The 26,123-nt window shown below is 69.0% G+C and carries 23 protein-coding genes and 3 tRNA genes; 15 read left to right on the forward strand and 11 right to left on the reverse strand.

Going from position 1 to position 26,123, the window contains the following annotated elements:
* From DJ019_RS19220 to DJ019_RS19230, 3 genes are all read right to left on the reverse strand, one after another.
* On the reverse strand, positions 1–670 hold a 670-nt coding region (locus tag DJ019_RS19220), incomplete at its 3' end, for a GTP-binding protein (RefSeq protein ID WP_133255337.1).
* 41 nt (positions 671–711) lie between these two features.
* A tRNA-Gly gene (locus DJ019_RS19225) sits at positions 712–785 on the reverse strand.
* 54 nt (positions 786–839) lie between these two features.
* Positions 840–926, reverse strand: a tRNA-Tyr gene (locus DJ019_RS19230).
* 134 nt (positions 927–1,060) lie between these two features.
* On the opposite strand from DJ019_RS19230, the gene rlmB reads away from it, so the two are divergent.
* The 4 genes from rlmB (at position 1,061) to DJ019_RS19250 (ending at position 4,944) form a co-directional block, all read left to right on the forward strand.
* A complete protein-coding gene (gene rlmB / locus DJ019_RS19235; RefSeq protein WP_111278128.1) occupies positions 1,061–1,870 on the forward strand; it encodes a 23S rRNA (guanosine(2251)-2'-O)-methyltransferase RlmB in 810 nt (269 codons plus the stop codon).
* Positions 1,871–1,988: 118 nt separating this feature from the next.
* Positions 1,989–2,873 (forward strand): helix-turn-helix domain-containing protein, encoded by an 885-nt coding sequence (locus DJ019_RS19240; protein WP_165844086.1) that lies wholly within the window; start codon positions 1,989–1,991, stop codon positions 2,871–2,873.
* Between the two features lie 136 nt (positions 2,874–3,009).
* Complete coding sequence (locus DJ019_RS19245) at positions 3,010–4,017, forward strand: PEPxxWA-CTERM sorting domain-containing protein (RefSeq protein WP_205854213.1); 1,008 nt, start codon at positions 3,010–3,012, stop codon at positions 4,015–4,017.
* A 183-nt stretch (positions 4,018–4,200) separates the two neighbouring features.
* Positions 4,201–4,944, forward strand: a complete 744-nt coding sequence (locus DJ019_RS19250) for a TerC family protein (protein WP_111278132.1) — start codon at positions 4,201–4,203, stop codon at positions 4,942–4,944.
* 13 nt (positions 4,945–4,957) lie between these two features.
* Here DJ019_RS19250 and metG read toward each other — a convergent pair whose 3' ends face one another.
* Complete coding sequence (gene metG / locus DJ019_RS19255) at positions 4,958–6,739, reverse strand: methionine--tRNA ligase (RefSeq protein WP_111278134.1); 1,782 nt, start codon at positions 6,737–6,739, stop codon at positions 4,958–4,960.
* A 182-nt stretch (positions 6,740–6,921) separates the two neighbouring features.
* Between metG and DJ019_RS19260 the strand changes: the two genes are divergently transcribed.
* Positions 6,922–7,380, forward strand: coding sequence for a hypothetical protein (locus DJ019_RS19260; protein WP_111278137.1), 459 nt, complete (start codon positions 6,922–6,924; stop codon positions 7,378–7,380).
* Positions 7,381–7,419: 39 nt separating this feature from the next.
* Here DJ019_RS19260 and DJ019_RS19265 read toward each other — a convergent pair whose 3' ends face one another.
* Positions 7,420–7,773, reverse strand: a complete 354-nt coding sequence (locus DJ019_RS19265) for a DMT family protein (RefSeq protein ID WP_420849891.1) — start codon at positions 7,771–7,773, stop codon at positions 7,420–7,422.
* Between the two features lie 82 nt (positions 7,774–7,855).
* Here DJ019_RS19265 and DJ019_RS19270 point away from each other — a divergent pair, with 82 nt between their 5' ends.
* Genes DJ019_RS19270 through DJ019_RS19285 form a run of 4 tightly spaced genes read left to right on the forward strand, consistent with a single transcriptional unit; the run spans position 7,856 to position 11,767 of the window.
* On the forward strand, positions 7,856–8,971 hold the full coding sequence (locus tag DJ019_RS19270; RefSeq protein WP_240606551.1) for a polyamine ABC transporter substrate-binding protein: 1,116 nt from the start codon (positions 7,856–7,858) through the stop codon (positions 8,969–8,971).
* Complete coding sequence (locus tag DJ019_RS19275) at positions 8,944–10,107, forward strand: ABC transporter ATP-binding protein (protein WP_338066112.1); 1,164 nt, start codon at positions 8,944–8,946, stop codon at positions 10,105–10,107. Before DJ019_RS19270 ends, DJ019_RS19275 begins: the two co-directional genes overlap by 28 nt.
* Entirely contained in the window at positions 10,104–10,988 is an 885-nt protein-coding gene (locus DJ019_RS19280; RefSeq protein WP_111278145.1) for an ABC transporter permease subunit, read from the forward strand. Before DJ019_RS19275 ends, DJ019_RS19280 begins: the two co-directional genes overlap by 4 nt.
* The gene (locus tag DJ019_RS19285; RefSeq protein WP_111278148.1) at positions 10,985–11,767 is read left to right on the forward strand and encodes an ABC transporter permease; all 783 of its coding nucleotides are present in this window, start codon (positions 10,985–10,987) and stop codon (positions 11,765–11,767) included. The genes DJ019_RS19280 and DJ019_RS19285 overlap by 4 nt, the downstream gene beginning before the upstream one ends.
* A 190-nt stretch (positions 11,768–11,957) precedes the next feature.
* Here the strand turns inward: DJ019_RS19285 and DJ019_RS19290 are convergent, their stop codons facing one another.
* Positions 11,958–13,364 (reverse strand): amidase, encoded by a 1,407-nt coding sequence (locus DJ019_RS19290; protein WP_111278150.1) that lies wholly within the window; start codon positions 13,362–13,364, stop codon positions 11,958–11,960.
* Positions 13,365–13,479: 115 nt separating this feature from the next.
* On the opposite strand from DJ019_RS19290, the gene DJ019_RS19295 reads away from it, so the two are divergent.
* The 3 genes from DJ019_RS19295 to DJ019_RS19305 all read left to right on the forward strand — a co-directional run bounded on the left by DJ019_RS19295 (position 13,480) and on the right by DJ019_RS19305 (position 14,652).
* Positions 13,480–13,555, forward strand: a tRNA-Thr gene (locus DJ019_RS19295).
* 48 nt (positions 13,556–13,603) lie between these two features.
* Positions 13,604–14,056, forward strand: a complete 453-nt coding sequence (locus DJ019_RS19300) for a YaiI/YqxD family protein (protein WP_111278153.1) — start codon at positions 13,604–13,606, stop codon at positions 14,054–14,056.
* Between the two features lie 77 nt (positions 14,057–14,133).
* A complete protein-coding gene (locus DJ019_RS19305; protein WP_111278156.1) occupies positions 14,134–14,652 on the forward strand; it encodes a c-type cytochrome in 519 nt (172 codons plus the stop codon).
* 236 nt (positions 14,653–14,888) lie between these two features.
* On the opposite strand, the gene DJ019_RS19310 is transcribed toward DJ019_RS19305, so the two are convergent.
* The 4 genes from DJ019_RS19310 to mnmH all read right to left on the reverse strand — a co-directional run bounded on the left by DJ019_RS19310 (position 14,889) and on the right by mnmH (position 21,394).
* Positions 14,889–18,125, reverse strand: a complete 3,237-nt coding sequence (locus DJ019_RS19310; protein WP_111278159.1) for an efflux RND transporter permease subunit — start codon at positions 18,123–18,125, stop codon at positions 14,889–14,891.
* Positions 18,125–19,318, reverse strand: a complete 1,194-nt coding sequence (locus DJ019_RS19315; protein WP_165844087.1) for an efflux RND transporter periplasmic adaptor subunit — start codon at positions 19,316–19,318, stop codon at positions 18,125–18,127. Before DJ019_RS19315 ends, DJ019_RS19310 begins: the two co-directional genes overlap by 1 nt.
* A 194-nt stretch (positions 19,319–19,512) precedes the next feature.
* Positions 19,513–20,283, reverse strand: coding sequence for a class II aldolase/adducin family protein (locus DJ019_RS19320; RefSeq protein WP_111278162.1), 771 nt, complete (start codon positions 20,281–20,283; stop codon positions 19,513–19,515).
* A 55-nt stretch (positions 20,284–20,338) separates the two neighbouring features.
* Positions 20,339–21,394, reverse strand: a complete 1,056-nt coding sequence (gene mnmH / locus DJ019_RS19325) for a tRNA 2-selenouridine(34) synthase MnmH (protein ID WP_111278164.1) — start codon at positions 21,392–21,394, stop codon at positions 20,339–20,341.
* A gap of 38 nt (positions 21,395–21,432) precedes the next feature.
* On the opposite strand from mnmH, the gene selD reads away from it, so the two are divergent.
* A complete protein-coding gene (gene selD / locus DJ019_RS19330) occupies positions 21,433–22,485 on the forward strand; it encodes a selenide, water dikinase SelD (RefSeq protein ID WP_111278166.1) in 1,053 nt (350 codons plus the stop codon).
* Here selD and glpK read toward each other — a convergent pair.
* Entirely contained in the window at positions 22,482–23,978 is a 1,497-nt protein-coding gene (gene glpK, locus DJ019_RS19335; protein ID WP_111278169.1) for a glycerol kinase GlpK, read from the reverse strand. The genes selD and glpK overlap by 4 nt on opposite strands.
* 104 nt (positions 23,979–24,082) lie before the next feature.
* On the opposite strand from glpK, the gene DJ019_RS19340 reads away from it, so the two are divergent.
* Together DJ019_RS19340 and DJ019_RS19345 are read left to right on the forward strand one after the other, a co-directional pair.
* Complete coding sequence (locus DJ019_RS19340; protein ID WP_111278172.1) at positions 24,083–25,216, forward strand: DUF2336 domain-containing protein; 1,134 nt, start codon at positions 24,083–24,085, stop codon at positions 25,214–25,216.
* 33 nt (positions 25,217–25,249) lie between these two features.
* Positions 25,250–26,029, forward strand: a complete 780-nt coding sequence (locus tag DJ019_RS19345) for an NAD kinase (RefSeq protein WP_111278175.1) — start codon at positions 25,250–25,252, stop codon at positions 26,027–26,029.
* Positions 26,030–26,123 lie beyond the last annotated feature (94 nt).

A 26,123-nucleotide genomic window follows, 5' to 3' on the forward strand; every position in this document is an offset into this window, starting at 1 on the left:
AGATCGAGAACACGTCTTCCACCGGCATCAGGAACGGAAGGTCCACAGGACGCTCCGGCTGCGGGATGTAGGCGTCCACCGCCGCCATCAGCTCAAGGATCCGCTCCTCGCCGATCGCCGGGTCACGGCCCTCGACCGCCGCCAGCGCCGAGCCCTTCACGATCGGAATGTCGTCGCCCGGGAACTCGTAAGACGACAGAAGCTCGCGAACTTCCATCTCCACCAGGTCCAGCAGCTCGGCGTCGTCGACCATGTCGACCTTGTTCATGAACACCACCAGCGCCGGCACGCCCACCTGACGGGCCAGCAGGATGTGCTCGCGCGTCTGCGGCATCGGACCGTCAGCCGCCGAAACCACCAGGATCGCGCCGTCCATCTGCGCCGCGCCCGTGATCATGTTCTTCACGTAGTCGGCGTGACCAGGGCAGTCCACGTGCGCGTAGTGACGGTTCGTCGTCTCGTACTCGACGTGCGCCGTGTTGATCGTGATGCCCCGCGCCTTCTCTTCCGGCGCAGCGTCAATGTCTTCGTACTTCTTCGCCGTCGCGCCGCCAGTCTTCGCCAGCACCATCGTGATCGCCGCCGTCAGCGTCGTCTTGCCGTGGTCAACGTGACCAATCGTGCCGATGTTGCAGTGCGGCTTGTTACGTTCGAACTTCTCTTTGGCCATCAGGGTCCTGCCGGCGTTGCGTGACTAATGGGTCAAGGAGCTGGAGCGGGTAGCGGGAATCGAACCCGCATCCTCAGCTTGGAAGGCTGCTGCACTACCATTGTGCTATACCCGCCAACCAGATCGCGGGGCCGCCGCAACTCCTCAGATTCAAGCTCACTCCGGCGCGTGGTGGGGGAAGTAGGACTCGAACCTACGAAGCCATTACAGCAGCGGATTTACAGTCCGCCCCCTTTGCCACTCGGGACATTCCCCCAGCGCGCTCGGAGCCAGTTCGGGGCCTTTTCGGCAGGCGCTCCGCATCCGGATGCGAGGGGCTTGAAGCGGCCCGGCTCACGGTCCAAAAGCGGCGGCCTCCCTAGGGGGCCCCAAATTGGAGCGCGTCTTATAGTGGCCTCGCATACGGAACGCAACGACGCCCGAAAGGGTCGGAATTTTCGCTCGAAAGGAAGCCCCCGGGGCCGCCCGGAACGGCGCGTCTCCGCGCCGGTCGACGACTGGATCTGGGGTTGGCATCCCGTGGAGGCGGCGTTGGCGAATCCCCGGCGGGGCGCCCCTTTGAAGCTGGTGGCCACCCCGGACAAGGCGCGCCAGATCGAGGCGCGATTCGGAAAACTCCCGACGCTCGAGATCGCCGACGCGCATCAGATCGGCCTGTCCCTGCCCCAGGGCGCGGTGCACCAGGGCGTCGCCATGCGCCCCGCGCCGCTCGAGGAGGCGGCGGTCACCGACTTCGAGCCGAAGCCGGGGGCCGTGGTTCTGATGCTGGATCAGGTGACGGATCCTCAGAACGTCGGCGCGATTCTCCGCTCCGCGGCGGCGTTCGGCGCGGTGGGCATGGTGCTGCAGGATCGCAACGCCCCGAAACTCACCGGCGCCCTGGCCAAGGCGGCCGCGGGCGCCGTGGAACAGGTGCCGGTCGCGCGCGTGGTCAACCTCTCGCGCGCGCTGGACGAGCTCACTCGGTCGGGCTGGCGCGCGGTCGGCATGGCCGGCGAGGCCGAGCGCGCGCTTGCAGAGGTCCTGGATGGCGGCCCGACCGTCATTGTCATGGGTTCGGAGGGCGAAGGCCTGCGGCGTCTGGTGGCCGAGCACTGCGATGAGCTGGCGCGGATTCCGATGCCGGGCGGCTTCGAGAGCCTGAACGTCTCGGCCGCCGCCGCAGTGGCGCTCTACGAGGCGTCCCGCCGCCGCGCGTGACGGTTGAGCCGGCGTCACATCGATTCCGCCCCTCGCCTTGTGATTTGTCAAAGCTCCGCCGCTGACAACACCCCCCAAACCTGCGACCAAAGACGCAACTTGGGCGGGGGATCTGCGGGTGGGCGAAGGCGAATTTCCATCGCGGCTGCTTCTCGCGCTGAAAGCCCTGTCGCTGAGCCGAGGGCGCCTCGCGGCCGAACTGGCGGTGGACAAGTCGGTCGTCAGCCGCTGGTTGAGCGGCCGCCAGGCCCCGTCGGGCGAGAACCTGGCGAACCTGACCAATCTCGTGGCCCAGCGGCGGCCCGGCTTCACCCTGCTCGACTGGGAGGCTGATCTCGACACCCTGTCGGCAAGGCTCGGCGTGGCGTCCGAGCCCGCGCCCGGCGCCTTCGGTCCCCTCGCCGGCTGGCTGCCCGAGGCGGTGCTGCAGGAGGCGCAGGCGCTTACCGCCCTGCGAGGCGCGGACTACGAGGGCTTCTGGCGCACCACCCGGCCGGCGATCGGCATGCCCGGACGGTTCATGCACGACCAGGTGCTGATCCGCCGCGCCGACAACGGCTTCCTCGCCTTCCGACTCCGGGTCGAGGACATGCTGTTCGAGGGCTGGACGTTCCCGACCCAGACCCAGCTCTTCTCGCTCGCCGCTGACGCCCGGAGCGGCATCTTCATCTTCTCGATCTACAATGCGGTCCTCCGGAACAAGGCGGAGGTGCTGGACGGCATCTCGATGACGATCCAGCGGGTGGGCGGCGGCTCACCCGTGGCCGGAGCCAACATCCTGGAACGCACGGGCGACCTGACCGGCGACGCCCAGGCCGACGACGCCAGGTTCGAGGAACTCGCCTTGGCAAACCCGCTTGCTCCGGAAGATTCGGTGCCGCCGGAGGTGCGCGATCACGTCTTCAGGGACTTCGGCCCGTCGGTTCTGGCGAGCGGCGGTTCGGCGCTGCTCACAATGCCCTTCGCCGGTTCCTGGTCGCGCGGAAGGCGCTTCGAGCCGTAGGGCCCAAGCAACCGCCATTCAGGACATCCTTGCCGGCGCGCGCGCCTCGACTCGCAACAACTCGAATGGCGACGCGCCTACCCGCGCCCTGCCGCGTCTGATTGATCACGCCCCATTCCTGAGTGGGGGACATCAAGTGCTTTCAAGGACTCTGAAGATCGTCGCATCAGCCGCGGCGGCGCTGACCATTGCGGTGACCAGCGCCGAGGCCGGAACCCTCGTCGACGGCGCGAGCATCTTCAGCATCAACGGCAATGCGCCGACCGTCGGCTTCTTCGCCGGCGACACGCTGACGCCGACATCTGGCTTCGCCGCGGGCTTTCCGATCGACGGCATCGCCCACATGGGCGGCCGCATCTTCGCCAGCGGGAGGGTCGACGGCTTTCTGGGCGGCGGCGTGCTCTATGCCTACGACCTCGATGGCAACGTCCTGGAGAGCATATACGGCCTCTCCTTCGTCGACTGGGGCGCCCTGGCGGCGGGCAACGGCTCGCTCTTCGCCGGGACCAGGAAGGCCGATCTGGGCGGTTCCACCTACTGGATCGACACCTATGACGCCGACCTCGCGATCCAGGACGCGTTCGAGGTGCCGGAAGCCGTCACGGGTGTGGCCTTCACGGGCGGCGGCCTGTTCGTCTCGTACGGCAGCACCCTCGCGCACTACGACCTTTCGGGCGGTCTTATCGACGCCCACGACTATGGGGTCGTGAACATCACCGGCCTCGCCTATGGCGGCGGCAAGGTGTTCGCGGCCTTCGACTCGGGGAGCCAGCATGGCTGGGCGTCGATCGATCCGCTTCTCTTCAGCTCGGGGGGCGCCACGGTGTACACCGACGACGCGGTGACCGGCCTCGCCTACGGCGATGGGGGGCTCTACGTCAGCACCGAGTTCGGGCTCTCGAAGTACGACCCATCGGGCTCGCAGGTCCTGTCGCTCAACACGGGGCCCGTTATCAGCAATGGCCCCCTGGCCTTCATCCCCACCGCGACGACGCCACGCGATCCCTGCGAGCCGGGCACGCGAATCTGCGGCCCCGCAGGCGCAGTGCCGGAGCCCTCAGCCTGGGCGTTGATGATCCTGGGCTTCGGCGCCGCAGGCACGATGCTGCGCCAGCGGCGTCGACTGGTCTCCGCCGCGTCCTGACGCGACGGGGGACCGGAGCTGCGTCCCCCACCAATGACGCCGCTCCGGGGGGCGGTCGGCGAGCAGGGTCGCTGACCGCCTGGGGATCGGCCCGGCTGGACTACCCGGTCGGGCCGGGCCGATCCCGCGGCTGGGCGCTCGTCTCCTGTTGCAGCCGGACGCGGGCTGACGCATTGAGACCGGATGTTCGAAGAGCTGATGTCGCCGGGGGCCCTCTCGGCCCTTCTCCAAGTCCTGATGATCGACCTGGTCCTGGCGGGCGACAACGCCGTCGCCGTGGGCCTCGCCGCCGGAGGACTGCCGCCCGAACAGCGCCGCAAGGCCATCCTGTGGGGCCTCGGCGCGGCGGTGATCACGCGGATCGGCTTCGCCCTGATCACCACCCAGCTGCTCGGCGTGATCGGCCTGCTCTTCGCCGGCGGACTGCTGCTGCTCTGGGTCTGCTGGAAGATGTGGAAGGAGCTGAGGAACCAGGCGCTCGACGACGAGTCCGACGCCGAAGCGGTTCTCGACGACGATCCCACGACCGAACCGACGGACCGGCCGGCGAAGTCCTTCAAGGACGCGTTCATCCAGATCCTGATCGCCGACGTCTCGATGTCGCTCGACAACGTGCTGGCCGTTGCGGGCGCGGCGCGCGAACACCCGGGCATCCTGGTCTTCGGCCTGCTGCTCTCGATCGCGCTGATGGGCGTCGCCGCCCACGCCATCGCCCGCCTGCTCCACAAGTACCGCTGGATCGGCTTCATCGGCCTGATCATCGTCCTCTATGTGGCGCTGCACATGATGTGGCAGGGTCACCGGACCATCGCGATCGATCTCAATCAGACGGCGGCTTACAACGCCGCCGTGCCGGACATGATGGACATCACGCCGGAAGAGGTCGCGACCCACCTCCGCCACAAGAACGGCGGCGGGGGGCACTAAGCCCCCCAGAAGATCAGGCCGCCTCGGGTCCCCCGAAGCGCTCGCGCCATTCGGCGACCTGAGCGTCCTCGATCTTGCGGAACAGCACCTCGGGCGCCTGGATCTTCCGACCGGGCTCCAGCGCCGACAGCACGCCCTGCCCGTCCAGCGACGGCCAGGTGGCCGGGAACGGCTCGCCCAGCGCGGCGGAGATCTTCTCGGCCGCGAACGGGATGAACGGCTCCGAGACCTTGGCGAACAGGGCCGCGAGGTTCAGGCCGTAGCGCACCGCCACGGCCGCGCGGTCGCGGTCGGTCTTGATCGCGGTCCAGGGCGCCGCCTCGGTCAGGTACTGGTTGCCCAGCACCCACAGTTGCCGCAGGGCCGTCGCGCTCTTGCGATATTCGCGGTCTTCCATGTGGCCGGTCAGCTCGCGCAACTTGGCGAGCACGTCCGCTTCCAGCTTCTCGTCCAGCGCGCCGGGCGCGCCGCCCTCAGGAACGACGCCGTCGAACCGGCTCTCGGTGAACTTGCAGATGCGGTTCACGAAATTGCCCAGCACGTCGGCCAGGTCGGCGTTCACCTGGTCGCGGAACTGCTCCCAGGCGAAGGTGGAGTCCGACGTCTCGGGCGCGTTGGCCATGATCCACCAGCGCCAGTAGTCGGCCGGCAGCAGCTCGAGGGCGTGGTCCATGAAGACGCCGCGGCCCTGGGAGGTGGAGAACTTGCCGCCGTAGTAGTCCAGCCAGTTGAAGCCCTTTAGCTCGTCCACCAGCTTCCACGGGGCGGTCTCGCGGGTGTTCACCCCCATCAGGGTGCAGGGGAAGCCCACCGTGTGGAACGGCACGTTGTCCTTGCCCATGAACTGGACGTAGGTCACGTCGGCCGCCTCGGGCCCCTTCCACCACCGCAGCCACTCCGCGTCAGCGGCCGGCCCCCGGCCCTCCTCCGCAGCGCGCGCGTCGGCCCACTCCCAGGTGGCGCCGATGTATTCGATGGGGGCGTCGTACCAGACGTAGAAGACCTTGCCGGCCAGCCCCTCGATGTCCGGCAGCTTGCCCTCGGGGTTCGGCCCCCATTCGAAGGCGTTCACCGGCACGCCCCATTCGAGATCCCGGGTGATGCCCCGGTCCTGCAGCCCCTCGTCCAGCCACTTCAGCGCGATCGAAGTGACCAGCAGCGGCCAGGTTCCGCGCTTGCTCTCGATCCAGTCACGGAGCTTGCCGGCGAACAGGCTCTGGCGGAGGAACAGGTGCTTGGACCCGCGGATCTCGATGTCGGTCGAGCCCGACACCGCGGAGCGCGGATGCAGGAGGTCGGCCGGGTCGAGGACGCGCGTGCAGTTCTCGCACTGGTCGCCGCGCGCCGCCTCGTAGCCGCAGTGCGGGCAGGTCCCGATCACGTAGCGGTCGGGCAGGAAGCGCTTGTCGGCGTGCGAATAGACCTGCTGGGTGACCCGCTCCTCGATGAAACCAGCCTCCCAGAGCTGCTGGGCGAAGCGCTGGGTCAGGCGGTGGTTCTGCGGTGAGGACGAGCGGCCGAAGTGGTCCCACGACAGCCCGAATTCGCGGCCCAGCCGGTGCTGGACGTCATGCGCCTCGGCGCAGAAGGTGGCGGGATCCTGTCCCTTCTCGGCGGCGGCCAGTTCGGTCGGCGTGCCGTGCTCGTCGGTGGCGCAGATGTAGAGCGTCTCGCGGCCGCGGGCCCGCTGGAAGCGCGCATAGACGTCGGCCGGCAGCATGGACCCGGCCAGCGTCCCCAGATGCTTGATCCCGTTGATGTACGGCAGGGCCGAGGTGATGAGGATGCGGGACATGGGCCTTCGCGCGGCGTCGTTCAGTTGCGGAACCGGGGCTTATAGGCCGCCCGCGTGGTTCGCCAAAGCCGCCGTTGCAAGATTTGCTCGCCAATCGCGGGTATCCGCGCACACTCAAGCTCGCGGGACCAGGCGGCGGCCCGCGAGTCGCAAACGATAAGCCGCCGGGATCGGGAGAAGACATGCGCAAGATGTTGCTTGCGGCGGGCGCTCTCGCCTGCCTTTCGCTTTCCGCCTGCAGTGAGAAGGCCGCCGAGCCGGCGGCGACCGCCGAGGCGCCGGCGCCCAAGAAGTCGCTGGCGCGGCAGGCGCCGATGTACGCCGGTCAGGAACAGGTCCTGTCCATCCAGTCGGCGAAGGCGACCGCTGCGGCCGGCGGCGGGCTGGACCTTGAGGCCCAGGCCTCGACCGACGGAGCGGGCTGGACCCAGGTCGGCTTCCTGCCGCGGGTGTATGCCGCCACGCCTCCGGACGGCATCTACGAAGTCGACGTGGTCGCCCAGAAGCCGGCGACGCCCGGCGCGGCGGGCCCGACGCCGGTCGAGGTGAAAAGCGCCTGGGACCGCTACAAGGACGGCCGCGTGAAGGGCGTGAAGTTCATCTCCAAGACCAACGAAGTCGTCGCCATGGTCGGCGGCTGACGGAGGCTGCCGGGTCGTCCGCGCGGCGGCCCGGCGCCCTCAGATCGGGCTCTTGAACACAAACCAGGCGCCCAGGGCGATGAACGCGAAGCCTACGCCGTGGCTGAGGGTCAGCTTCTCGCCCAGGTAGGCCACCGAGAAGACCGCGAACACGGCGAGGGTGATGACCTCCTGCATGGTCTTCAGCTCGGCGGGGCTGTAGACCGCCCGCCCGATCCGATTGGCGGGCACCGCCAGCCAATACTCGAAGAACGCGATCCCCCAGCTCACCATCACGATGATCCAGAGCGGCCGGTGCTCCACCTTGAGGTGGCCGTACCACGCAAAGGTCATGAACACGTTCGACGCCACGAGCATCAGGATCGGGGCGATCGCGGTCCAGGCGGGGGTCATCGGCATCTTCCGGGCAATTCGGGCTTAACGGCGCTTCGAAGCGACCTATAACCTGCGCCGCACAGAATTTGGGGGACGGCGCATGCGTGGATGGATGGCGACCCTGGGCGTGGCGGCGATGCTGGCGCTGGCCGCCTGCTCACCGAAGGCCGAGGGCGACAAGGCGGCGTCCGGCTCGACTGAACTGCGGATCTACAACTGGTCGGACTACATCGACCCGGAACTGCTGGCGGAGTTCACGAAAGAGACCGGGATCAAGGTCACCTACGACACCTTCGATTCCAACGAGGTGCTCGAGACCAAGGTGCTGCAGGGCGGCACCGGCTACGACATCGTGGCCCCGTCCAACCACAACCTGCCCCGCTACATCGCCGCCGGCGCGATCCAGCCGCTGGCCAAGGACAAGCTGCCCGGCCTCGACAAGCTGGCCCCCGACCTGATGGCGCACCTGGCGACCTTCGATCCGGGCGGAAAGTACGCCGTGCCCTATATGCAGGGCACCATCGGCATCGGCTACAACGCCGACGCGGTCGCCAAGCGGCTGCCCGGCGTGAAGGTGGATAGCTGGGCGGTCGTGTTCGACCCGGCCAGCCTCGCCAAGCTCAAGGATTGCGGCGTCTACTTCCTCGACGCCTCCGAGGACATGTATGCGGTCGCCCTGAACTACCTGGGCAAGGACCCAAACTCGACCAATCCGGCCGACTATGAGGCCGCGACGGCCCTGCTGCTCAAGGTGCGCCCCTACGTCCGCAAGTTCCACTCGTCCGAATACATCGAGGCCCTGGCCAACGGCGACATCTGCGTCGCCATCGGCTACTCGGGCGACGTGCTGCAGGCGCGGGACCGGGCCGACGAGGCCAAGAACGGCGTGAAGCTGGCCTACGCCATTCCCAAGGAAGGCAGCCAGGTCTGGTTCGACGTCTTCAGCATTCCCAAGGACGCGCCGCATGTCGACGCCGCGCACAAGTTCCTGGCCTTCATGCTGCGGCCCGAAGTCATCGCCCGGGCGTCAAACTACACGCAGTACGCCAACGCCAACGCCGCGGCCACGCCGCTGGTCGACGAGGCGATCCGGAATGACCCCAATGTCTACCCGACGGCCGAGGTCTCGAAGCGGCTGTTCGTCACCACCACCAAGGACCAAGCCCTGCTGCGCGACGTGAACCGCCAGTGGACGCGCGTCCTCACCGGCCGGTGAACGGTCGCCCTCAGATCGGCGGCGTCCGCGAGACCTTCGCCCCCTGGGACGATCCCGGCGCGCGCCCGCTCGTGCGGTTCGAGGGGGTCTCGAAGGCCTTCGGCGAGACGGCGGCGGTCCGCGGCGTCGACCTTGCCATCTACGAACGAGAATTCTTCGCCCTGCTCGGCCCGTCCGGCTGCGGCAAGACCACGCTGATGCGGATGCTGGCCGGGTTCGAACAGCCCGACGCGGGCCGCATCCTGCTTGAGGACCGGGACATCCAGGCCGAACCGCCGCACCGGCGGCCGGTCCACATGATGTTCCAGTCGTACGCGCTGTTCCCGCACCTGAACGTGGCTCAGAACGTCGCCTTCGGCCTGAAGCGCCAGGGCCTACCGAAGGCGGAGATCGCCGGCCGCGTCGACGAGATGCTGACCCTCGTGCGTCTCCAGGACCACGGCCGCCGCCGGATCGACCAGCTTTCGGGGGGGCAGCGCCAGCGGGTGGCCCTGGCCCGGGCCCTCGCGCCACGCCCGCGCATCCTGCTGCTCGACGAGCCGATGGCGGCGCTGGACAAGAAGCTGCGCGAGGAGACCCAGTTCGAGCTCATGGCCCTGCAGCAGCGCCTGGGCATGACCTTCATGATCGTCACCCATGACCAGGACGAGGCGATGGTGGTGGCCGACCGCATCGCCGTGATGCGCGAAGGCGAGATCGTCCAGGTGGGCCGGCCCGCAGAGGTCTACGAGTCCCCGGCCGACCGCTACGTCGCCGGCTTTATCGGAGACATCAACCTGTTCGAGGGCCGGGTGGAGACGTCGGGCGACGGTCTTGTGCGCCTGGCCTCGGCGGAAGGCCTCTTCGTAGCCGAGGGTGCGGCTCCGGTCGGCGCGACCGCATGGCTGGCGGTCCGGCCCGAGAAGATGGTCGTCCACTCCGAACCACCGCCTGCCGGACCCAACGTCGTCGCCGGACGCATCCTCGACTATGGCTACCTGGGAGACTGGACCACCTACCTCGTGGACGTCGGCGCGGGCCGCACCCTGCGCGCCGCTCGCGCCAACGCCACCCGGACCGTCGACCGGCCGCTGGGCTGCGACGATCCCGTCTGGCTCACATTCGCCCCGTCCAGCGCGGTGGTGCTCGACCGATGAGGCGGGAGCGTTCCGGGCTGGCGGCGATCGTGCCGCTCCTGTGGCTTGCGATCTTCTTCGCCTTTCCGTTCCTGCTGGTGGCCAAGCTGTCCCTGTCGGACACCGCCCTCGCGATGCCGCCCTACGCGCCCCGGATCGACTGGAGTCAGGGGCTCGCGGGCGTACGCGCCTTCCTTGCCGCCCTGGACGGCGAGACCTATGCCCGGCTGACCCAGGATCGCCTGTACCTGGACGCCTATCTCTCCAGCCTGCGGCTCGCGGCCATCGGCACGGCGCTGCTGCTGCTGATCGGCTATCCGATCGCCTACGGGATCAGCCGCTGCCCGGACGGCGTGCGACGCGCGCTGGTGATGGCGGTGGTCCTGCCCTTCTGGACCAGCTTCCTGATCCGCATCTACGCCTGGATCGCCATCCTGAAGCCGGCGGGCCTGCTCAACACCGTCCTCGGCGCGGTGGGCCTGCCCGCGATCAACATCCTCAACACCGAGGCGGCGGTGATCCTGGGCCTCGTCTACGCCTACCTGCCCTTCATGGTCCTGCCGCTCTACGCCGTGCTGGACCGGCAGGACGAGAGCCTGATCGAGGCGGCGCAGGATCTCGGCTGCACGCCCGTCTCGGCCTTCTGGCGCGTGACCTTCCCGCTCTCGCTGCGCGGGGCCGCCGCCGGGGCGCTGCTCTGCTTCATCCCCATGGCCGGCGAGTTCGTGATCCCCGACCTGCTGGGCGGATCCGAGACGCTGATGCTGGGGAAGGTCATCTGGACCGAATTCTTCGCCAATCGCGACTGGCCCGCGGCGTCGGCCGTGGCCATCGTCCTCCTCGCCACCCTCACCGTCCCGATCGTGCTGTTCGAGCGCGAGCAGCGGAAGGTCGTCGGATGAGGAAGGGTCCGTCCGCCTTCAACATCGCCTCGATCGCGCTGGGGCTCGCTTTCCTCTACGCGCCGATCCTGGTGCTGGCGCTCTATTCCTTCAACGCCAGCCGGCTGGTCACCGTGTGGGGCGGCTTTTCCACCCGCTGGTACGCCGCCCTCTTCCGCGACGCCCAGCTTCTGGATGCGATCTGGGTGACCCTGCGGGTTGGAGCCCTCTCGGCCACCATGGCCACCCTCGTGGCCCTGCCAGCTGCGATCGCCCTCACCCGAGGCCGTCGAGCGCGCACGGCGCTGGCCGGCGGCGTCTACGCCACCCTGGTGATGCCCGAGGTGATCCTCGGCCTGTCCCTGCTGCTGCTGTTCGTCTCCCTGGGCCTGCCGCGCGGCTTCTGGACCGTCACCCTCAGCCACGCGACCCTGACCCTCGCCTACGCCACGGTGATCATCCAGGCGCGCCTCGCGACCTTCGATCGGAGCCTTGAGGAAGCCGCCCAGGACCTGGGCTGCCCCCCGTGGAAGGCTTTCGTACTGGTGACCCTGCCGGGGATCGCCCCCGCCGTGGCGGCGGCCTGGATGCTGGCCTTCACCCTCTCGCTGGACGACCTGGTGATCGCCAGCTTCACCTCGGGACCGGGGTCAACGACCCTGCCCATGCGCCTCTACAGCCAGGTGCGGCTGGGTGTGGATCCAAAAATCAATGCGGTCTCGACCCTGCTGATCGGCTTCGTCGCCACGGGCGTCATCGCCGCCTACCTGTTTCAGCAGCGCCGGCGCAGGTCGGCCTGACCACCGCGGACGGTCCAGCCCAGCCTTCTGCGACCCTGCTCGGCCAAGGCTGGACCATCCGCGGCTGACGTCCAGAGCCGGACGTCAGGCGCCTGGTCTGCCCCCCAGCCGACCAGGGCCGTCGGAAACACCCCGCGTCCCGTCCCGGCACGCATTCCCGACCTGCCCGTGCTGCAGTGCAAACGCCGGGCTAAAGCGGCGGAACGCGATCGAACCAGGGGCGCGCCTGTTCCAGCTGGCCCGCCAGCCGGAACAGAACCGCCTCGTCTCCCGTGCGCGCCACGAACTGGAGCCCGATCGGCAGGCCGTCGGAACTCCAGGCCAGGGGCACGGTCATCGCAGGCTGCCCCGAGTTGTTGAACGCCTGGGTGTTAGGCATGTACGAGAACAGGCGCTGGACGGTTTCCTTCGGCTCCTCCAGCAGCCAGCCCACCGGGATCGCCGGCCGCCCGAGGGTGGCCAGGAGAAGCACGTCGTAGCGCTCGAACAGCTCCGCCGCGGCGCGGCCGTATGCATGGATCGTCTGCACGGCCCGGACATACTCAGGCGCGGGCGTCTCCTTGCCCCGGCGATAGATGTCGAGCGTGGCGGGCTCGATATCGCCGGTGGCCAGAGGTCGGCCCCGGCGCTCGAGTTCGGCGTCGACGTTGGCCGCCACGCTCGCCCACAGGATCGTGCGCGCCGCCGCCTGCATGGCCGCGTGGTCGCCCCCCAGAGTCGCCGCCTCCACGCTGTGCCCCAGCCCCTCGCAGAGGCGCGCCGCATCGCGCACGGCTTCGACCACCTCCGGATCCATGGTCACGCCGGGGGTCAGCGCGGTGTCGATGACCGCGATCCGCAGCCGGCCCGGATCCCGCCCGACCTCCTCCGCATACGGACGTTCGGGAGGCGCCAGGAAGTAGGGATCGCCAGGCTGCGGGACGCAGCCGATGTCCAGCAGCACCGCGCTGTCCCTCACCGACCGCGTCACCGCATGCTGGATCGACGCGCCGGCCCAGCCCTCGCCCGCAGGCGAGAACGACACCCGGCCGCGAGAGGGCTTCATGCCGAAGAGGCCGCAGCAGGCCGCCGGGATGCGGATCGATCCGCCGCCATCGCTGGCGTGGGCCGCCGGCACGATCCCGGCCGCCACCGCCGCCGAGGCCCCGCCGGACGAGCCGCCCGGCGTCCGGGACAGGTCCCACGGGTTGCGCGCAGGACCGAACAGGTCGGGCTCGGTCACCGGCCAGATCCCGAACTCGGGCGTATTGGTCTTGCCGAAGATGTTGAGGCCCGCCGCCTTGTAGAGGCGCGTCAACGCACTGTCCGCCGGCGCGACCGCCTCCGAGAACATGCGCGAGCCGTACGAGGTCGGCGCGCCGCCATAGTGCGCGCCCAGGTCCTTCAGCAGGAATGGCACGCCCGCCAGCGGCCCCTTGGCTGGCGCCTGGGCGCGTGCCCGGTCGCTGAGGTCGTGCACGATCGCGTTGACCTTCGGATTGACCTCCGCCGCCCGCGCCAGAGCCGTATCGAGCAGTTCGCCCGCCGTGACCTCCCCCTTCGCCACCAGCGCGGCCAGCCCCACGGCGTCGTGCTTGCGGTACTCCTCGAAACGCATCCGGCAATCCTCCCTGGTGTCAGTCTTGTTGGAAGCACCATACGCGCGCGCCTGCGGCCTGCGAGCCCCTTGGCGCGGGCATCGTTTCACCGCATAAGCAGCGCACCCCTGACGGGCCGGGTTAGCTCAGCTGGTAGAGCAGCGGTTTTGTAAACCGAAGGTCGCGGGTTCGATCCCTGCACTCGGCACCATCGCCAGCGCCTCTTGGGCGTGCGGCCAGCCACAGAGCCCCGGCGCCCATGCGCATCTTCATCGACGCCGACGCCTGTCCCGTGAAGGACGAGACCTACAAGGTGGCCGCGCGCTACCAGCTGAAGGTCTTCGTGGTCTCGAACAGCTTCGTGACCATTCCCGTCTCGCCCCTGATCGAGCGGCGGATCGTGGACGCCGGTCCAGACGTGGCCGACGACTGGATCGCCGGCGAGGTCCAGCCCGGCGACATCGTCGTGACAAACGACATTCCCCTCGCCGACCGTGTGCTGAAATCAGGCGGGGCCGCTATCGCGCCGAACGGACGGCCCTTCACCCCGGATTCCATCGGCTCGGCCCTCGCCCAGCGGTCGATCATGGAGCACATCCGCTCGACCGGAGAGATCACCGGCGGCCCCCGCCCCTTCGCCGCCGCAGATCGCTCACGCTTTCTCCAGGCGCTGGATGAGGCGGTGAACCGGGAGCGGCGCCGGCGACGCTGACAGCATGGGTCGCTCGCGCCTTGCGCCGGCGCAAGCCATCGCTAGGTTGCCGGCGTTTCCACCCCGGAGAGTCCCCAATGCGTCATGGCCCGATCCTCGCCGCCGCAGCCCTGAGCCTGCTGGCCGCCGCCTGCGGCAAGTCCGAACCCGCCGCCCCCGCCGCCGACGAACAGGCTGCTGGCCCCGCGCCCACCGCCGCCGCTCCATCAGCCACCCCCGAGATCAGCGACGAGGAAAAGAACAAGATCCTCGCCTCGCTGCCGGCGCCCTACAACGCGGCGGACGTCAGCAACGGCAAGGCCAAGTTCGCCCTCTGCCAATCGTGCCACACCATCGCCCCGGGCGGGGCCAACATGACCGGCCCGAACCTCCACGGGATTTTCGGCAAGAAGGCCGCCGCCCACCCTGACTTCAAGTACTCCGATGCGCTGAAGAACGCCGGCTTCGTGTGGGATGGCCCGCAGCTCGATCAGTGGCTGGCCAAGCCGCAGACCTTCCTGCCCGGCACCAAGATGACGTTCGCCGGCATCAAGAACGAGAAGGATCGGACCGACCTTATCGCCTATCTGATGGTGGAAACGGGACACAAGCCGTAGGCCTGTCTCCGCTCCAGGGCGCCAGATTTCGGGCCTGGACAACCTTGACGCGCACGCGACTCGCCTCCATGGTTGAGTCGTCGAGAACGAGCATCTGTCTGGATCGACACCCCAATCCGAATGGCGGCGCCCCCCGCCGCCTGCCGGGCCCAGGGACCTGCACCCCCCTTTTGTAACCAGGTCCCTGGCGCCGGCTGAACGCCGGCGCATCGGGTCGCCGCTCGGCGGAAGCGCGACTACTCCGCCGCGTTGGCGACGCGGGCCCGCTCGGCGTCCTCGAACGCTTCGATCCGCCGGGCCGTGGCCTGCGGCGACTTCGTGAAGCGGGCGAGCAGATTGTAGAACACCGGCACGATGAAGAGGGTGACCAGGGTGGCGAAGATCGCCCCGAAGAAGATGGTCACGCCAATGGTCTTGCGCGCCTCGCCCCCGGCGCCGCCCCAGACGATGAGCGGGATGGCGCCCGCCGCGGCCGAGATGGACGTCATGATGATCGGGCGCAGCCGTAGGGACGCGCTCTCGATCACCGCCTCGCGGATCGATAGGCCCTCGTCGCGAAGCTGGTTGGCGAATTCGACGATCAGGATGCCGTTCTTGGCGGCGATGCCGATCAGGATGATCAGGCCGATCTGGCTGTAGGTATTGATGGAGGAGTCCACCAGGAGCAGCCCGAACAGGCCGCCCACCGCCGCGACGGGCACCGTCAGCATGATCACCGCCGGGTGGATCCAGCTCTCGAATTGCGCCGCCAACACCAGGAAGACCAGGAGGAGCGCCATGGCGAATGCCAGACCCACCGAGCCCGACGCTTCAAGGTAATCGCGGGCGCCGCCGCCCCACTTCACCGTCACCTGTCCAGGCTGCTTGGCGGCTTCGTCCTGCAGGAACTTGATCGCCTCGCCCATGGAATAGCCCGGATTCAGCTGGGCGGTCAGGGTGATGGAGCGCAGGCGGTCCACCCGCGAGCGATCCGGCGTGTCGCCGCGAATGCGGGTGGTCACCACCGATGAGAGCGGCACCAGCTCGCCCGAGCTGGCGCGCACATAGAGCTGGCTCAGGTCCTGCTCGGTCTGCCGCCGCTCGCGGTCCGTCTGCAGGAGAACGTCGTACTCCTGGCCGTTCTTGATGTAGGTCGTCACCCGACGCGAGCCGAACTGCGTCTCCAGCGCCCGCCCGATCGCCTGAGCCGAGACGCCGAGCGACGCCGCCTTCTCGCGATCGATGTTGACCACGACCCGGGGGCTGGTGGGTTCGTAGTCGAGACGCGGCCGCGCCAGCCCCGGATTGGAATTCGCCGCCGTGAGCAGCGGCTGAATCCAGCGGGCGATCTCGGGATAATCCGTACCGGTCGCGATGAGCTGCAGGCTCGATCCCCCGCCGCCCCCGCCGCCGGGACCGCCACGCTGCAGACCGCCTTCGGGCGAGACGATCGCCCGCACCGAGGTGATCGACGAGAGTTCGCGGTTCAGCTTCGCAGCAAGCTCCGGGGCCGTCGTCTTGGTTTCGTCCGACAGGATGGCATTGCCGCCGCCGGTGTTGAACGAGTTGTTGCCGAAGCGAGGCATGGAGAAGACGTACCGCTCGAGCGTGCCGTCGTTGAGATACTTCTGGAGGATCTGCTCGACCTGCCGGCTGGCCGCCAGGGTGTAGTCGAAGCCGGCGCCCTCGGGGCCCATGATCATCACTTGGGCGCGCCGTCTGTCTTCCTCGGGCGTCAGCTCCCGCGGGAGGACGCTGAAAATGCCCCAGGCGGCGACGCCCAGCAGAACCACTAGCGCGGACGCGCCGATGGATACGCTCCGACGGCCCAACATCCCTTCCAGGGAGGCGTGATAGGACGTCTTGAGCCGGTGCATCGCCGTATCGACCCGACGCGCGATCCATCCTTCGCCCTGGGCCGGCCGCAGCAGCTTGGACGCCAGCATGGGCGAAAGCGACAGCGCCAGAAGCGCGGAGAAGGCGATGGCGGCAGCCACCGCGACCGCCAGTTCGACGAACAGCCGCCCGATGAACCCGGGCAGGAACATCAGGGGCGCGAAGACCGAGATCAGCACGACGGTGGTCGCGACCACCGCGAAGAACACCTGCCGGGCGCCGCGCTGAGCCGCAACAATCGGCGGTTCGCCCTCGTCGATCCTCCGCTGGATGTTCTCCACGACCACGATGGCGTCGTCGACAACAAGGCCAATGGCCAGGACGAGCGCCAGCAGGGTCAAGAGGTTGATCGAGAAGCCGAGCGGCGCGAGCACGATGAAGGTGGAGAGAATGCAGATCGGCGCCACGACCGATGGAATGATCGCCGCCCGAAGCGTGCCGAGGAACAGGAAGTTCACCAGGGCCACGAAGCCCAGGGCGATGCCCATGGTGATCCAGACTTCCTCGATCGCGTGGCGCGTGAACTCGGTGTAGTCGACCGAAATCCCCAGGCGCGTCCCCTTGGGCAGGCCGGCGTTGATCTCCTCGATCGCCGCCCTGACGCCGTCCGAGATTTCCAGATCGTTGGCCTGGCTCTGGCGGAAGATGGCGACCCCGACCATGTCGCGGCCGTTGGAGCGGAACAGCCGGCGGTGTTCGTCGGGGCCCTCCTCGACGCGCGCGATGTCGCCCAGCCGCGTGATGTAGCCCTGCGCCGAGGTCGCGGTCGTCACGTCCCGCGTCGCGCCTTGCGCGGCGCCGGCGCCGGCCGCGCTCCCGCCCAGGACGGCCGACCCCTGGGTCTGGGTGACAGACCGCGAGGGGACGATCGGCATCTGCGCGAACTGCTCGGGCGTCGCGTAGCCGCGCGCGACCCGGATGGTGAAGTCCTTGGCGGGCGCCTCGAGCGAACCCGCCGGAAGCTCGGCGTTCTGGCTGTTGAGCGCCGTTTCCACATCCTCGACGGTGATCCCCCGCGCCGCCATGGCCTCCGGGTTCAGCCAGATGCGCATGGAATAGAACTGGGCGCCGCCCACGCCCACGTTCGCAACGCCCGGGACGGTCGAGATCCGTTCGACCAGGTAGCGCTGTGCGTAGTCCGACAGCTGTAGCCGGTTCATGGTCGTGGACGTGAAGTTCAGGAACATGATCGGCGAGGCGTCGGCGTTCGCCTTCTGGATCTGCGGCGGATCGGCCTGTTCCGGAAGCTGGGCGGTGACGCGGCTGACCGCATCGCGGACGTCGTTCGCCGCCGCGTCCAAATCCCGGTCCAGCTTGAACGAGATGTTGATCCGGGATGAGCCGTCGCGCGACGCCGAATTGATGCGGTCGACGCCCTCGATGCCTGCGATCTGGCGCTCGATCACCTCGGTGATCCGCTCCTCGATCACCTCGGCGGAAGCCCCGCGATAGTTGGTGGAGATGCCGACCACGGGCGGATCGACGCTGGGCAGTTCACGAACCGTGAGGGCCCCGAACGAGGCCACGCCCACGACGCAGAGGATAATGGCCGCGACCGCGGCGAAGACGGGCCGGCGGACCGAAATGTCCGAAAGCATCATGCCGCCGGCCGCGGAGCAGGCGTCCGCGCTCCCTGAGGCGCGCCAGCCGCCGGCCCGCGCGCCACGCGCACCGGCTGGCCAGGCTGGATCTTGTTGAGGCCGTCCGCGACCAGCCGATCGCCGGGCCGCACGCCATCGACGATCTCGACGAAGCCCTGCTGGCGGACGCCGGTGATGATCGGCCGCTGCTCGGCCAGCGTCCGCTCGCCTTGCTGGTTCAGCACATAGACGAAGGCGGCGTCGCCCTGGACGGCCACGGCCGACTCCGGGGCTCCGGGATTCGTCCTCTGGCCTCGCGACACCCCCACCCTGATCAGCATGCCCGGCTTCAAGCGTCCGCTCGGGTTGGGGAATTCGGCGCGAGCCGTGATCGCACGGGTCCGCTCATCCACGCGCGTGTCGAGTTGGGCGATGCGGCCGCTGATCGTCTCGCCGGGAAATGCGTCAGCGGTCGCCAGCAGCGGCTGCCCCTGCCGGATCTGGCCAAGGAAGCGTTCCGGCACCTGGAAATCGACGCGGATCACGGAGGTGTCGTCCAGGGTGACGATGGGCGCCCCCGGGTTGACCAGGGCGCCCGGCGCTACGTCCGAAAGGCCCACCACGCCCGCGAACGGGGCGCGGATCACCCGGTCGGCCTCGCGCGCCTTCGCGGCGGCGAGGTCCGCCTGGGCCGAGCGCCATGCCGCCTCGTACTGGTCGATGGCGGCCTTGGAAGCGAACCCCTGCTGCCCGAGGGTGACATAGCGATCGTACGCCCGGCGGGCCTGCAACAGCCGCGCCTCGGCCTGGGCCACGCCAGCGTCCTGTTCGGTCGCCTTCAGTTCGACCAGCACCGCGCCGCGCGGCACTCTCTGTCCATCCGAGAACCGCACCCGCTCCACGAGCTGGGTGGTTGCGGCCGTCAGCGTCACCGACTGGCGCCCCTTGGCGACGCCCAGGACCTCGATGGTGTCCTCGAACGCCCGCGGTTGGACCACCGCCACCGAAACCAGGGTCGGCCCCCCAAATGCGCCGGCGCGGCGATTGCCTGCGCCTCCCCCCGGCGCGCCCCCCGCCTTGCTCATCGCGGCGGGCCCGCCGGCGCCACCGGCGTCGCCGGACTTCTTGGTCAGCACCTTGAACCCGCCGGCCACAGCCATGACGGCGAGGACCACGAGGGCCGCGACGAGGAAGAAGTGGCGTCGGATCAAAACTTGAAGGCTCCGTCGCCCGCGCACGTGCGGGCATAATTCTGACAATTGGCCGCGGCTCTTAGGCAGCCAGATACATGTGGTCCAGTGACAGCAGGATGGCTATGCGTTGCGACCCTGAAACTTCCGCCTAAATGCAAACGGGCGCCCGGTGGCCGGGCGCCCGCCTGCCTATGCTTGGGGCAGCTTGGCCGTCAGGCGTCGTAGCCGGGCAGCTCACGGTCCAGTTTACGCAGGCAACCCGGCCAGGCGAGGCCGCCGCCGATTCCCCGCGCGACCTGCGACTTCACCTCGGCCTGAGAGGCTTCGGGCGCGATCAGCACGTTCTGGCGGCCACCGCCCATCGCCCTGACCTGCATCGTGCAGGCCCGCTCCAGGTAATACATGCCGATCCAGCAATCCGCCGCCGTCTCGCCCACCGACAGCGTGCCATGATTTCTCAGCAGCATCAGGGTCTTGTCGCCGATGTCGGCGACCAGCCGCTCGCGCTCGTCGTGGTTCAGGGCGATCCCCTCGTAGTCATGGTAGGCCAGCCGGGGCAACACGATCAGCGCGTGCTGCGACAGCGGCAGCAGGCCATCGGCCTGGGCGGCCACCGCCACGCCGTCGTCCGAGTGCAAGTGCATCACATACCTGGCGTCTTCACGGGCGGCATGGATGGCCGAGTGGATCGTGAAGCCCGCCGGATTGATGAAATAGGGCGTCTCCTGGAGGATGTTGCCGTCCAGGTCGATCTTCACCAGGGACGAGGCGGTGATCTCCTCGAACAGCAGGCCATAGGGGTTGATCAGGAAGTGATGCTCGGGCCCCGGAATGCGGGCCGAGATGTGGGTGTAGATGAGGTCATCCCACCCGTAGAGCGCCACGAGCCGGTAGAGCGCGGCAAGCTCCACACGCGCCTTCCATTCCTCGGCGCTCACCTTGCCCTTCAGCGAGGTCACGCCGACGCCAGAACCATCCGCCATGGCCATCTCCCTAATCGTTGTTCAGGCGCGAACCTCGCCCCCCTCCGGCCTATCGTCAAGCCGAGGCCAGCTCGGCGACCGCGTCCACGGCGGCCTCGAGGTCCGCCGGATCATCCGGTCGCACGGCCACGCTCCCCAGCAGCGGGCGGTCGTGCTTGCGGCGTGATCGGTCGTAGGCGGGGTCATATCGGAACGCCATGATCGCTTCCGCCAGCTCGGCGAACGCGCCGGCGTCGGCCATCGCCCGCCAGCCCGCGAGCCGCTCGCGGCTGGGCGGCTCGGGCAGCCGGGCGAACGCCGCCTCCATGGCCGCCCTGTCGGCCGTCAGGTCGCGGTAGGCGGCGACGAGATAGCGGGCGCGGCTCTTGCGGTCGGCGACGAGTTCGATGCGAGCCGCGTCGGCGATGCGCGTCCAGAGGGCTGGCGGGATCATCCGGTCGCCGATCTTGCTCGACTCCGCCTCGGCGATCACCGGTCGGGACGGGTCGAGGCCATCCAGCGCCGCCAGCAGCCTGCTTTCGAACAATTTCTGGGAGGGCTGCGGCTGGCCGGCCAAGGCGCCGAACAACGATCCACGGTGGGCGGCCAGGCCTTCGAGATCCAGCGTCTGGAATCCCCGCTTCGCCAGCTTGCCGAGAAGCTCGGTCTTGCCCGACCCGGTATGCCCGTCGAGCAGAATGAAGCTATGCGGCAGGACACCATCATAGAGCCGGGCCGTCACATGGCGCCGATAGGTGCGGTATCCGCCGCTCAGCACGCTCGTGCGCCACCCGACCTGCGACAGGATGAGGGCCATGGCGTTCGAGCGCATGCCGCCGCGCCAGCAATAGACCAGCGGCTTGAAGTCACCCGGCCGGTCCGCCAGCGCCGTCTCCAGGTGGAGCGCGACATTGCGGGCGACGTGCGCGGCGCCGATCCGCCGCGCCTTGAAGCGCGACTCCTGCACGTAGATCGTGCCGACTTCCGCGCGCTCGGCGTCGGTCAGCACCGGCAGGTTCACCGATCCCGGGATATGGTCCTCGGCGTACTCGCCAGGGCTGCGCACGTCGATCAGCATATCGAATCGCGCGAGGGCGGCGGGGGACACGTCTTCGGTGAGCTGCAGGCTCATGGCTCTGCTATAGCCCCGTTTGACTGGAGGGAGAGCCCATGTCCGAAAAAGTGCCCCTGACATCCCTGGCCCATGGCGGCGGGTGCGGCTGCAAGCTGGCGCCCAAGGCCCTGCGCGAGATCATGGCGCGGATGCCGGCGGCAGCGGCGTTTCCCGACCTGCTTGTGGGGAACGAGACCTCCGACGACGCGGCCGTCTGGCGGCTGAACGACACCCAGGCCCTCGTCGCCACCACCGATTTCTTCATGCCTGTCGTGGACGACCCCTTCGACTTCGGCCGCATCGCCGCCACCAACGCCCTGTCCGATGTCTACGCCATGGGCGGGACGCCGATCATGGCGCTGGCGATCGTCGGCATGCCGATCGGCAAGCTCGAGCCGGACACGATCGCGCGCATTCTCGAAGGCGGCGCTTCCGTCTGTGCGGCGGCGGGCATCCCGATCGCCGGCGGCCACTCCATCGACAGCGAGGAGCCGATCTATGGCCTCGTGGCGCTGGGGCTCGTGCATCCGGACCAGATCCTCACCAACAAGGGCGGGCGCGAGGGCGACGTCCTCATCCTGACCAAGCCCCTGGGCGTCGGCGTGCTGTCGGCGGCCTTCAAGCAGGGCCGGCTCGACGCGGCAGGCTATGAGACCCTGATCGCCACCACCACGCAGCTCAACACCCTGGGCCGCGACCTCGCCGGGATGGCCGGAGTACATGCCGTCACCGACGTCACGGGCTTCGGCCTGATCGGCCACGCGCTGGAGATGGCGGTCGGTAGCAAGCTGCTGGCCGACATCCGGGCCGACGTCCCCATCCTGCCCGGGGTCGAGCATCTGCTGAAGACCGGCGCGCGCACAGGCGCGTCCACCCGCAACTGGGAGAGCTATGGCGATCTGGTGCAGGAGATGGCCGCCGTCCCGCACTGGAAGCGCGATCTCCTGACCGATCCCCAGACCAGCGGCGGCCTGCTCATCGCCGCCGCGCCGAGCGTCGCCGACGCGGTCCTCACCGCCGCCCGCGTCCGCGGGTTCGACCGGGCCGCCGTCATCGGAAGGCTCTCGGGCCGTTCCATGGGCATCCAACCCAGGGTCCGCCTGCTCTAGGTGGTGCGCACGCGGGCCACGGCGTCGAGCCAGCGGGCATAGGCCCGCTCGCGCGGATCGACGTCCATCCGTGGCCCATAGGCTTCGGTCTTCGGACGCGCGGCGGCGGCCTCCGCCGGATCTCTGTAGATGCCCGCCCCAACGCCGGCGAACAGCGCCGCGCCCAGAGCCGTGGTCTCCTGGTAGGTCGCGCGGCAGACACTGACGCCGGTCAGGTCCGCGAGCCGCTGGCTGAACCACGGGCTCTTCGCCATCCCGCCATCGATCCTGAGCTCGACCTCGCCATGGAACGCCTTGGGCGCATCGGCGCGCATGGCCTCGATCAGGTCGCGGGTCTGCAGGGCGCAGGCGTCAAAGGCCGCGCGCGCGATCTCGGGCAGGCCCGCATCCCGGGTCAGCCCGAACAGCGCCCCGCGCGCACCGGCGTCCCACCACGGCGCGCCAAGGCCCGTGAATGCGGGCACGAGCACCACGCCCAGGTCGTCGTTCGCCTCGGCCGCCAGGGCTTCCGCCGCCTGCGGGCCGCCGGGAATCCGCAGCCCCTCCGAGAGCCACTGGATCGCGGCCCCGGCGATGAAGATCGCCCCCTCGAGCGCGTAGGTGGTCCGACCGCCGACCTGCGCCGCCACCGTGGTCAGCAGCCGCGCCTGCGAGATCGGCGCCGTCTCTCCGGTGTTGATGAGCATGAAGCAGCCGGTCCCATAGGTGGCCTTCATCTCGCCCGGCCTGACGCACCCCTGCCCCATCAGCGCCGCCTGCTGGTCGCCCGCGACGCCTCGGATCGGGACCGCCCGCCCCAGGATCGCGGCATCCGTCTCGCCGAAATCGCCCGCGCAGTCCCTCACCTCGGGGAGGATCCCGAGCGGGACATCAAGCATGGCCGCCATCTCGGCCGACCAGCCGCCCTTCCGCAGGTCGTACAGCAAGGTGCGGGACGCGTTCGTCGCGTCGGTGGCGTGGACCCGCCCGCCGGTCAGCTTCCAGATGAGCCAGGTGTCGATGGTGCCCGCGAGCAACTCGCCGGCTTCGGCGGCTGCCCGGGCGCCCGGAACGTGGTCGAGCAGCCACGCCAGCTTCGTGCCCGAGAAGTAGGGGTCCAGGAGCAGCCCGGTCAGCTCGGTGACGCGCGCCTCCCGCCCTGCGGCCCGAAGTCGCGCGCAGACCGGTTCGGTGCGGCGGTCCTGCCAGACGATCGCCTTGTGCACCGGCCGGCCGGTGGCGCGATCCCACAGCACGACCGTCTCCCGCTGGTTGGTGATCCCGATCGCGGCGATCGCCGAGAGCTCGCGTCCCGCCGTCTCCACGGCCGCCTTCAGGACGGCCACCGCGGCCTGGAATATCTCCTCCGCGTCGTGCTCGACCCAGCCGTCCTGCGGATAGTGCTGCTGCAGCGGACGGCCGGCCTCGCCCAGCGCCAAGCCGTCGGCGCCGAAAAGTATCGCGCGCGTTGAGGTGGTCCCCTGGTCCAGCGCGAGCAGCAGCGGTTCGCCCATGGCTCGTTTCCTCCGTTCCGACTTCACCCTTAAGCATGTCTTCACGCCAAAGGCCCAGAGTCGGCTACAGCCGTGTTCGTACTGTAGAAAATAGGAGTTCCGGCTTGAGCCTCGCGATGAGCAGCGAAAGCCTGCTCGATCTCGCCAAGAGCCGCCAGCCGGCGGACCGCGAACGCCTGTTGCTGGCGATCGCGGATCTGTGCGACGCGCCACATGTCGGCGCGGCGATGAAGTCGCCGTCGATCCAGGGACTGCTGTCCTCGATCTTCATGAGCCTGGTGGTCGAAGCCGAACGCGATATCCGCCATCGGCTCTCCCAGAAGCTGGCCGCCGCCGACTGGGCGCCGAACGCCCTCGTCAATGTCCTCGCGCTCGACGACATCGAGATCGCCCGGCCGATCATTTCGCAGAGCCCCGTGCTCCGCGACCTCGACCTCGTCCGCCTGCTGGTCGAGGCGACGATTGAGCACCAGATCGAGGTCGCCCGCCGGCCGAACCTCTCGAGCACCGTCGTATCGGCGATCCTGGAACAGGCCGAGCCCGCCGTGCTGACCGCCCTGGCCGGGAACACCTCCGCCGAACTCTCGCCTCGCGAGATGGAGGAGTTGGTCGAGGCGTCACGCCAGATCGCGGCGCTCCGCACCCCGCTATCCCAGCACCCCAAGCTGACCGGCCAGCTCGCCAAGCGCCTCTATCTCTGGGTTGGACTGGCGCTGCGCCAGGGCCTTGCCGACCGATTCCGCCTCGACGTCACTATCCTGGACGAGGCGCTGGCCGCCTCGCTCAACGAGGCGCACGTCGGGATCGCCCACCTCAATTCCGAAGCCTTGCCGCGCATGACGCGCGAGGGCGAGCGGGAGGCGATGGAGCGGCGGCTGATCGACAAGCTCCACGCCGCGGGGCAACTCCGTCCCGGCTACCTCATCCGCGCCCTCCGCGAGGGGCGGCTCGGCCTCTTTGCCGGGGCGCTGGCGGTGCTGGGACGCTTCGACGCCGCCCAGGTGCAGGCCACGCTCGATTCGGACCGGCCGGAACTCCTGGCCCTCGCCTGCGCCGCCGTGGGCATCGACCGCAGCGTGTTCCCCGACATCCTGACCATGACGCGCAAGCTGAACAACGGCCGCCCCGGCGGTGGGGCCGAAGGCGCCCGCAAGGCGTCGGTGGCGTTCGCGCCCGTCTCGCCTGAGGTCGCCGGCGCCGCCTTCCGTCAGGCCGCCCGGGCCCTATCCGTCGTTTGACAGACCGCGAAGCTTCGGCCCCTCTACCGGCCGATGAAAAAGTCCGCGTTCGTCACCCGACTCACCTTCGTCGCGTCCAACCGCCCCGAGGCGCAGGAGGCGCGCGACAAGCTTGTCGCGCGCTATGGCGACGCCGGCGTCGAGAACGCCCAGGTAATCGTCGCCCTGGGGGGCGACGGGTTCATGCTCGAGACGGTCCACGCGCTCATGCACTCGGGCAAGCCGATCTACGGCATGAACAAGGGCTCGGTCGGCTTCCTGATGAACGAGTTCGCCGACGACGACCTTCTCGGCCGCATCAACGCGGCCGAAGGGGCCACCATCCATCCCCTGAGGATGCAGGCGGTGGACGTGAACGGCGAGACGCACGAGGCGATCGCCTTCAACGAAGTCAGCCTGCTCCGAACGACCCGACAGGCCGCCAAGCTGCGCATATCCGTCGATGGCAAGGTGCGCCTGCCGGAGCTCATCTGCGACGGCGCCCTGATCTCGACCCCGATGGGATCGACCGCCTACAACCTGTCGGCCCACGGCCCCATCATCCCGATGGATTCGCAGATCCTGGCCCTGACGCCGATCAGCGCCTTTCGCCCCCGCCGCTGGCGCGGCGCACTCCTCTCGCACACGGCGCGCATTCGCCTGGAAGTCCTGGAGGGCGCCAAGCGGCCGGTCAGCGCGACGGCCGACAACTACGAGGCCCAGCACGTGATGGAAGTCTACATCGCCGAGGATCGGGACGTGCAAGTGTGCATGCTCTTCGACGCCGGGCGCAGCCTGGGCGAACGGGTGCTCGCCGAGCAGTTCTCGGTGTGATCCTGCGTCGCATAACGCGCTTCGACATCATGGCTTATTAACGGGTTCACCTTACCTTCGCGGGGATCGTTCGGGAGAGTCATGTGAGCGAACA

Origin of the sequence: Phenylobacterium kunshanense (assembly GCF_003254525.1) — a bacterium.
GTDB classification, from domain to species: Bacteria; Pseudomonadota; Alphaproteobacteria; order Caulobacterales; family Caulobacteraceae; genus Phenylobacterium; species Phenylobacterium kunshanense.

Coding starts and splice junctions, on each gene's coding strand:
- DJ019_RS19290 (WP_111278150.1), bottom strand. CDS start 13,364: ATGCGTTTCGAGGAGTACCGCAAGCACGACGCCGTGGGGCTGGCCGCG.
- DJ019_RS19345 (WP_111278175.1), top strand. CDS start 25,250: ATGAAAAAGTCCGCGTTCGTCACCCGACTCACCTTCGTCGCGTCCAAC.
- DJ019_RS19305 (WP_111278156.1), top strand. CDS start 14,134: ATGCGTCATGGCCCGATCCTCGCCGCCGCAGCCCTGAGCCTGCTGGCC.
- DJ019_RS19300 (WP_111278153.1), top strand. CDS start 13,604: ATGCGCATCTTCATCGACGCCGACGCCTGTCCCGTGAAGGACGAGACC.
- DJ019_RS19270 (WP_240606551.1), top strand. CDS start 7,856: ATGCGTGGATGGATGGCGACCCTGGGCGTGGCGGCGATGCTGGCGCTG.
- DJ019_RS19310 (WP_111278159.1), bottom strand. CDS start 18,125: ATGCTTTCGGACATTTCGGTCCGCCGGCCCGTCTTCGCCGCGGTCGCG.
- glpK (WP_111278169.1), bottom strand. CDS start 23,978: ATGGGCGAACCGCTGCTGCTCGCGCTGGACCAGGGGACCACCTCAACG.
- DJ019_RS19320 (WP_111278162.1), bottom strand. CDS start 20,283: ATGGCGGATGGTTCTGGCGTCGGCGTGACCTCGCTGAAGGGCAAGGTG.
- DJ019_RS19285 (WP_111278148.1), top strand. CDS start 10,985: ATGAGGAAGGGTCCGTCCGCCTTCAACATCGCCTCGATCGCGCTGGGG.
- metG (WP_111278134.1), bottom strand. CDS start 6,739: ATGTCCCGCATCCTCATCACCTCGGCCCTGCCGTACATCAACGGGATC.
- DJ019_RS19250 (WP_111278132.1), top strand. CDS start 4,201: ATGTTCGAAGAGCTGATGTCGCCGGGGGCCCTCTCGGCCCTTCTCCAA.
- selD (WP_111278166.1), top strand. CDS start 21,433: ATGTCCGAAAAAGTGCCCCTGACATCCCTGGCCCATGGCGGCGGGTGC.
- DJ019_RS19260 (WP_111278137.1), top strand. CDS start 6,922: ATGCGCAAGATGTTGCTTGCGGCGGGCGCTCTCGCCTGCCTTTCGCTT.
- mnmH (WP_111278164.1), bottom strand. CDS start 21,394: ATGAGCCTGCAGCTCACCGAAGACGTGTCCCCCGCCGCCCTCGCGCGA.
- DJ019_RS19280 (WP_111278145.1), top strand. CDS start 10,104: ATGAGGCGGGAGCGTTCCGGGCTGGCGGCGATCGTGCCGCTCCTGTGG.
- DJ019_RS19265 (WP_420849891.1), bottom strand. CDS start 7,773: ATGACCCCCGCCTGGACCGCGATCGCCCCGATCCTGATGCTCGTGGCG.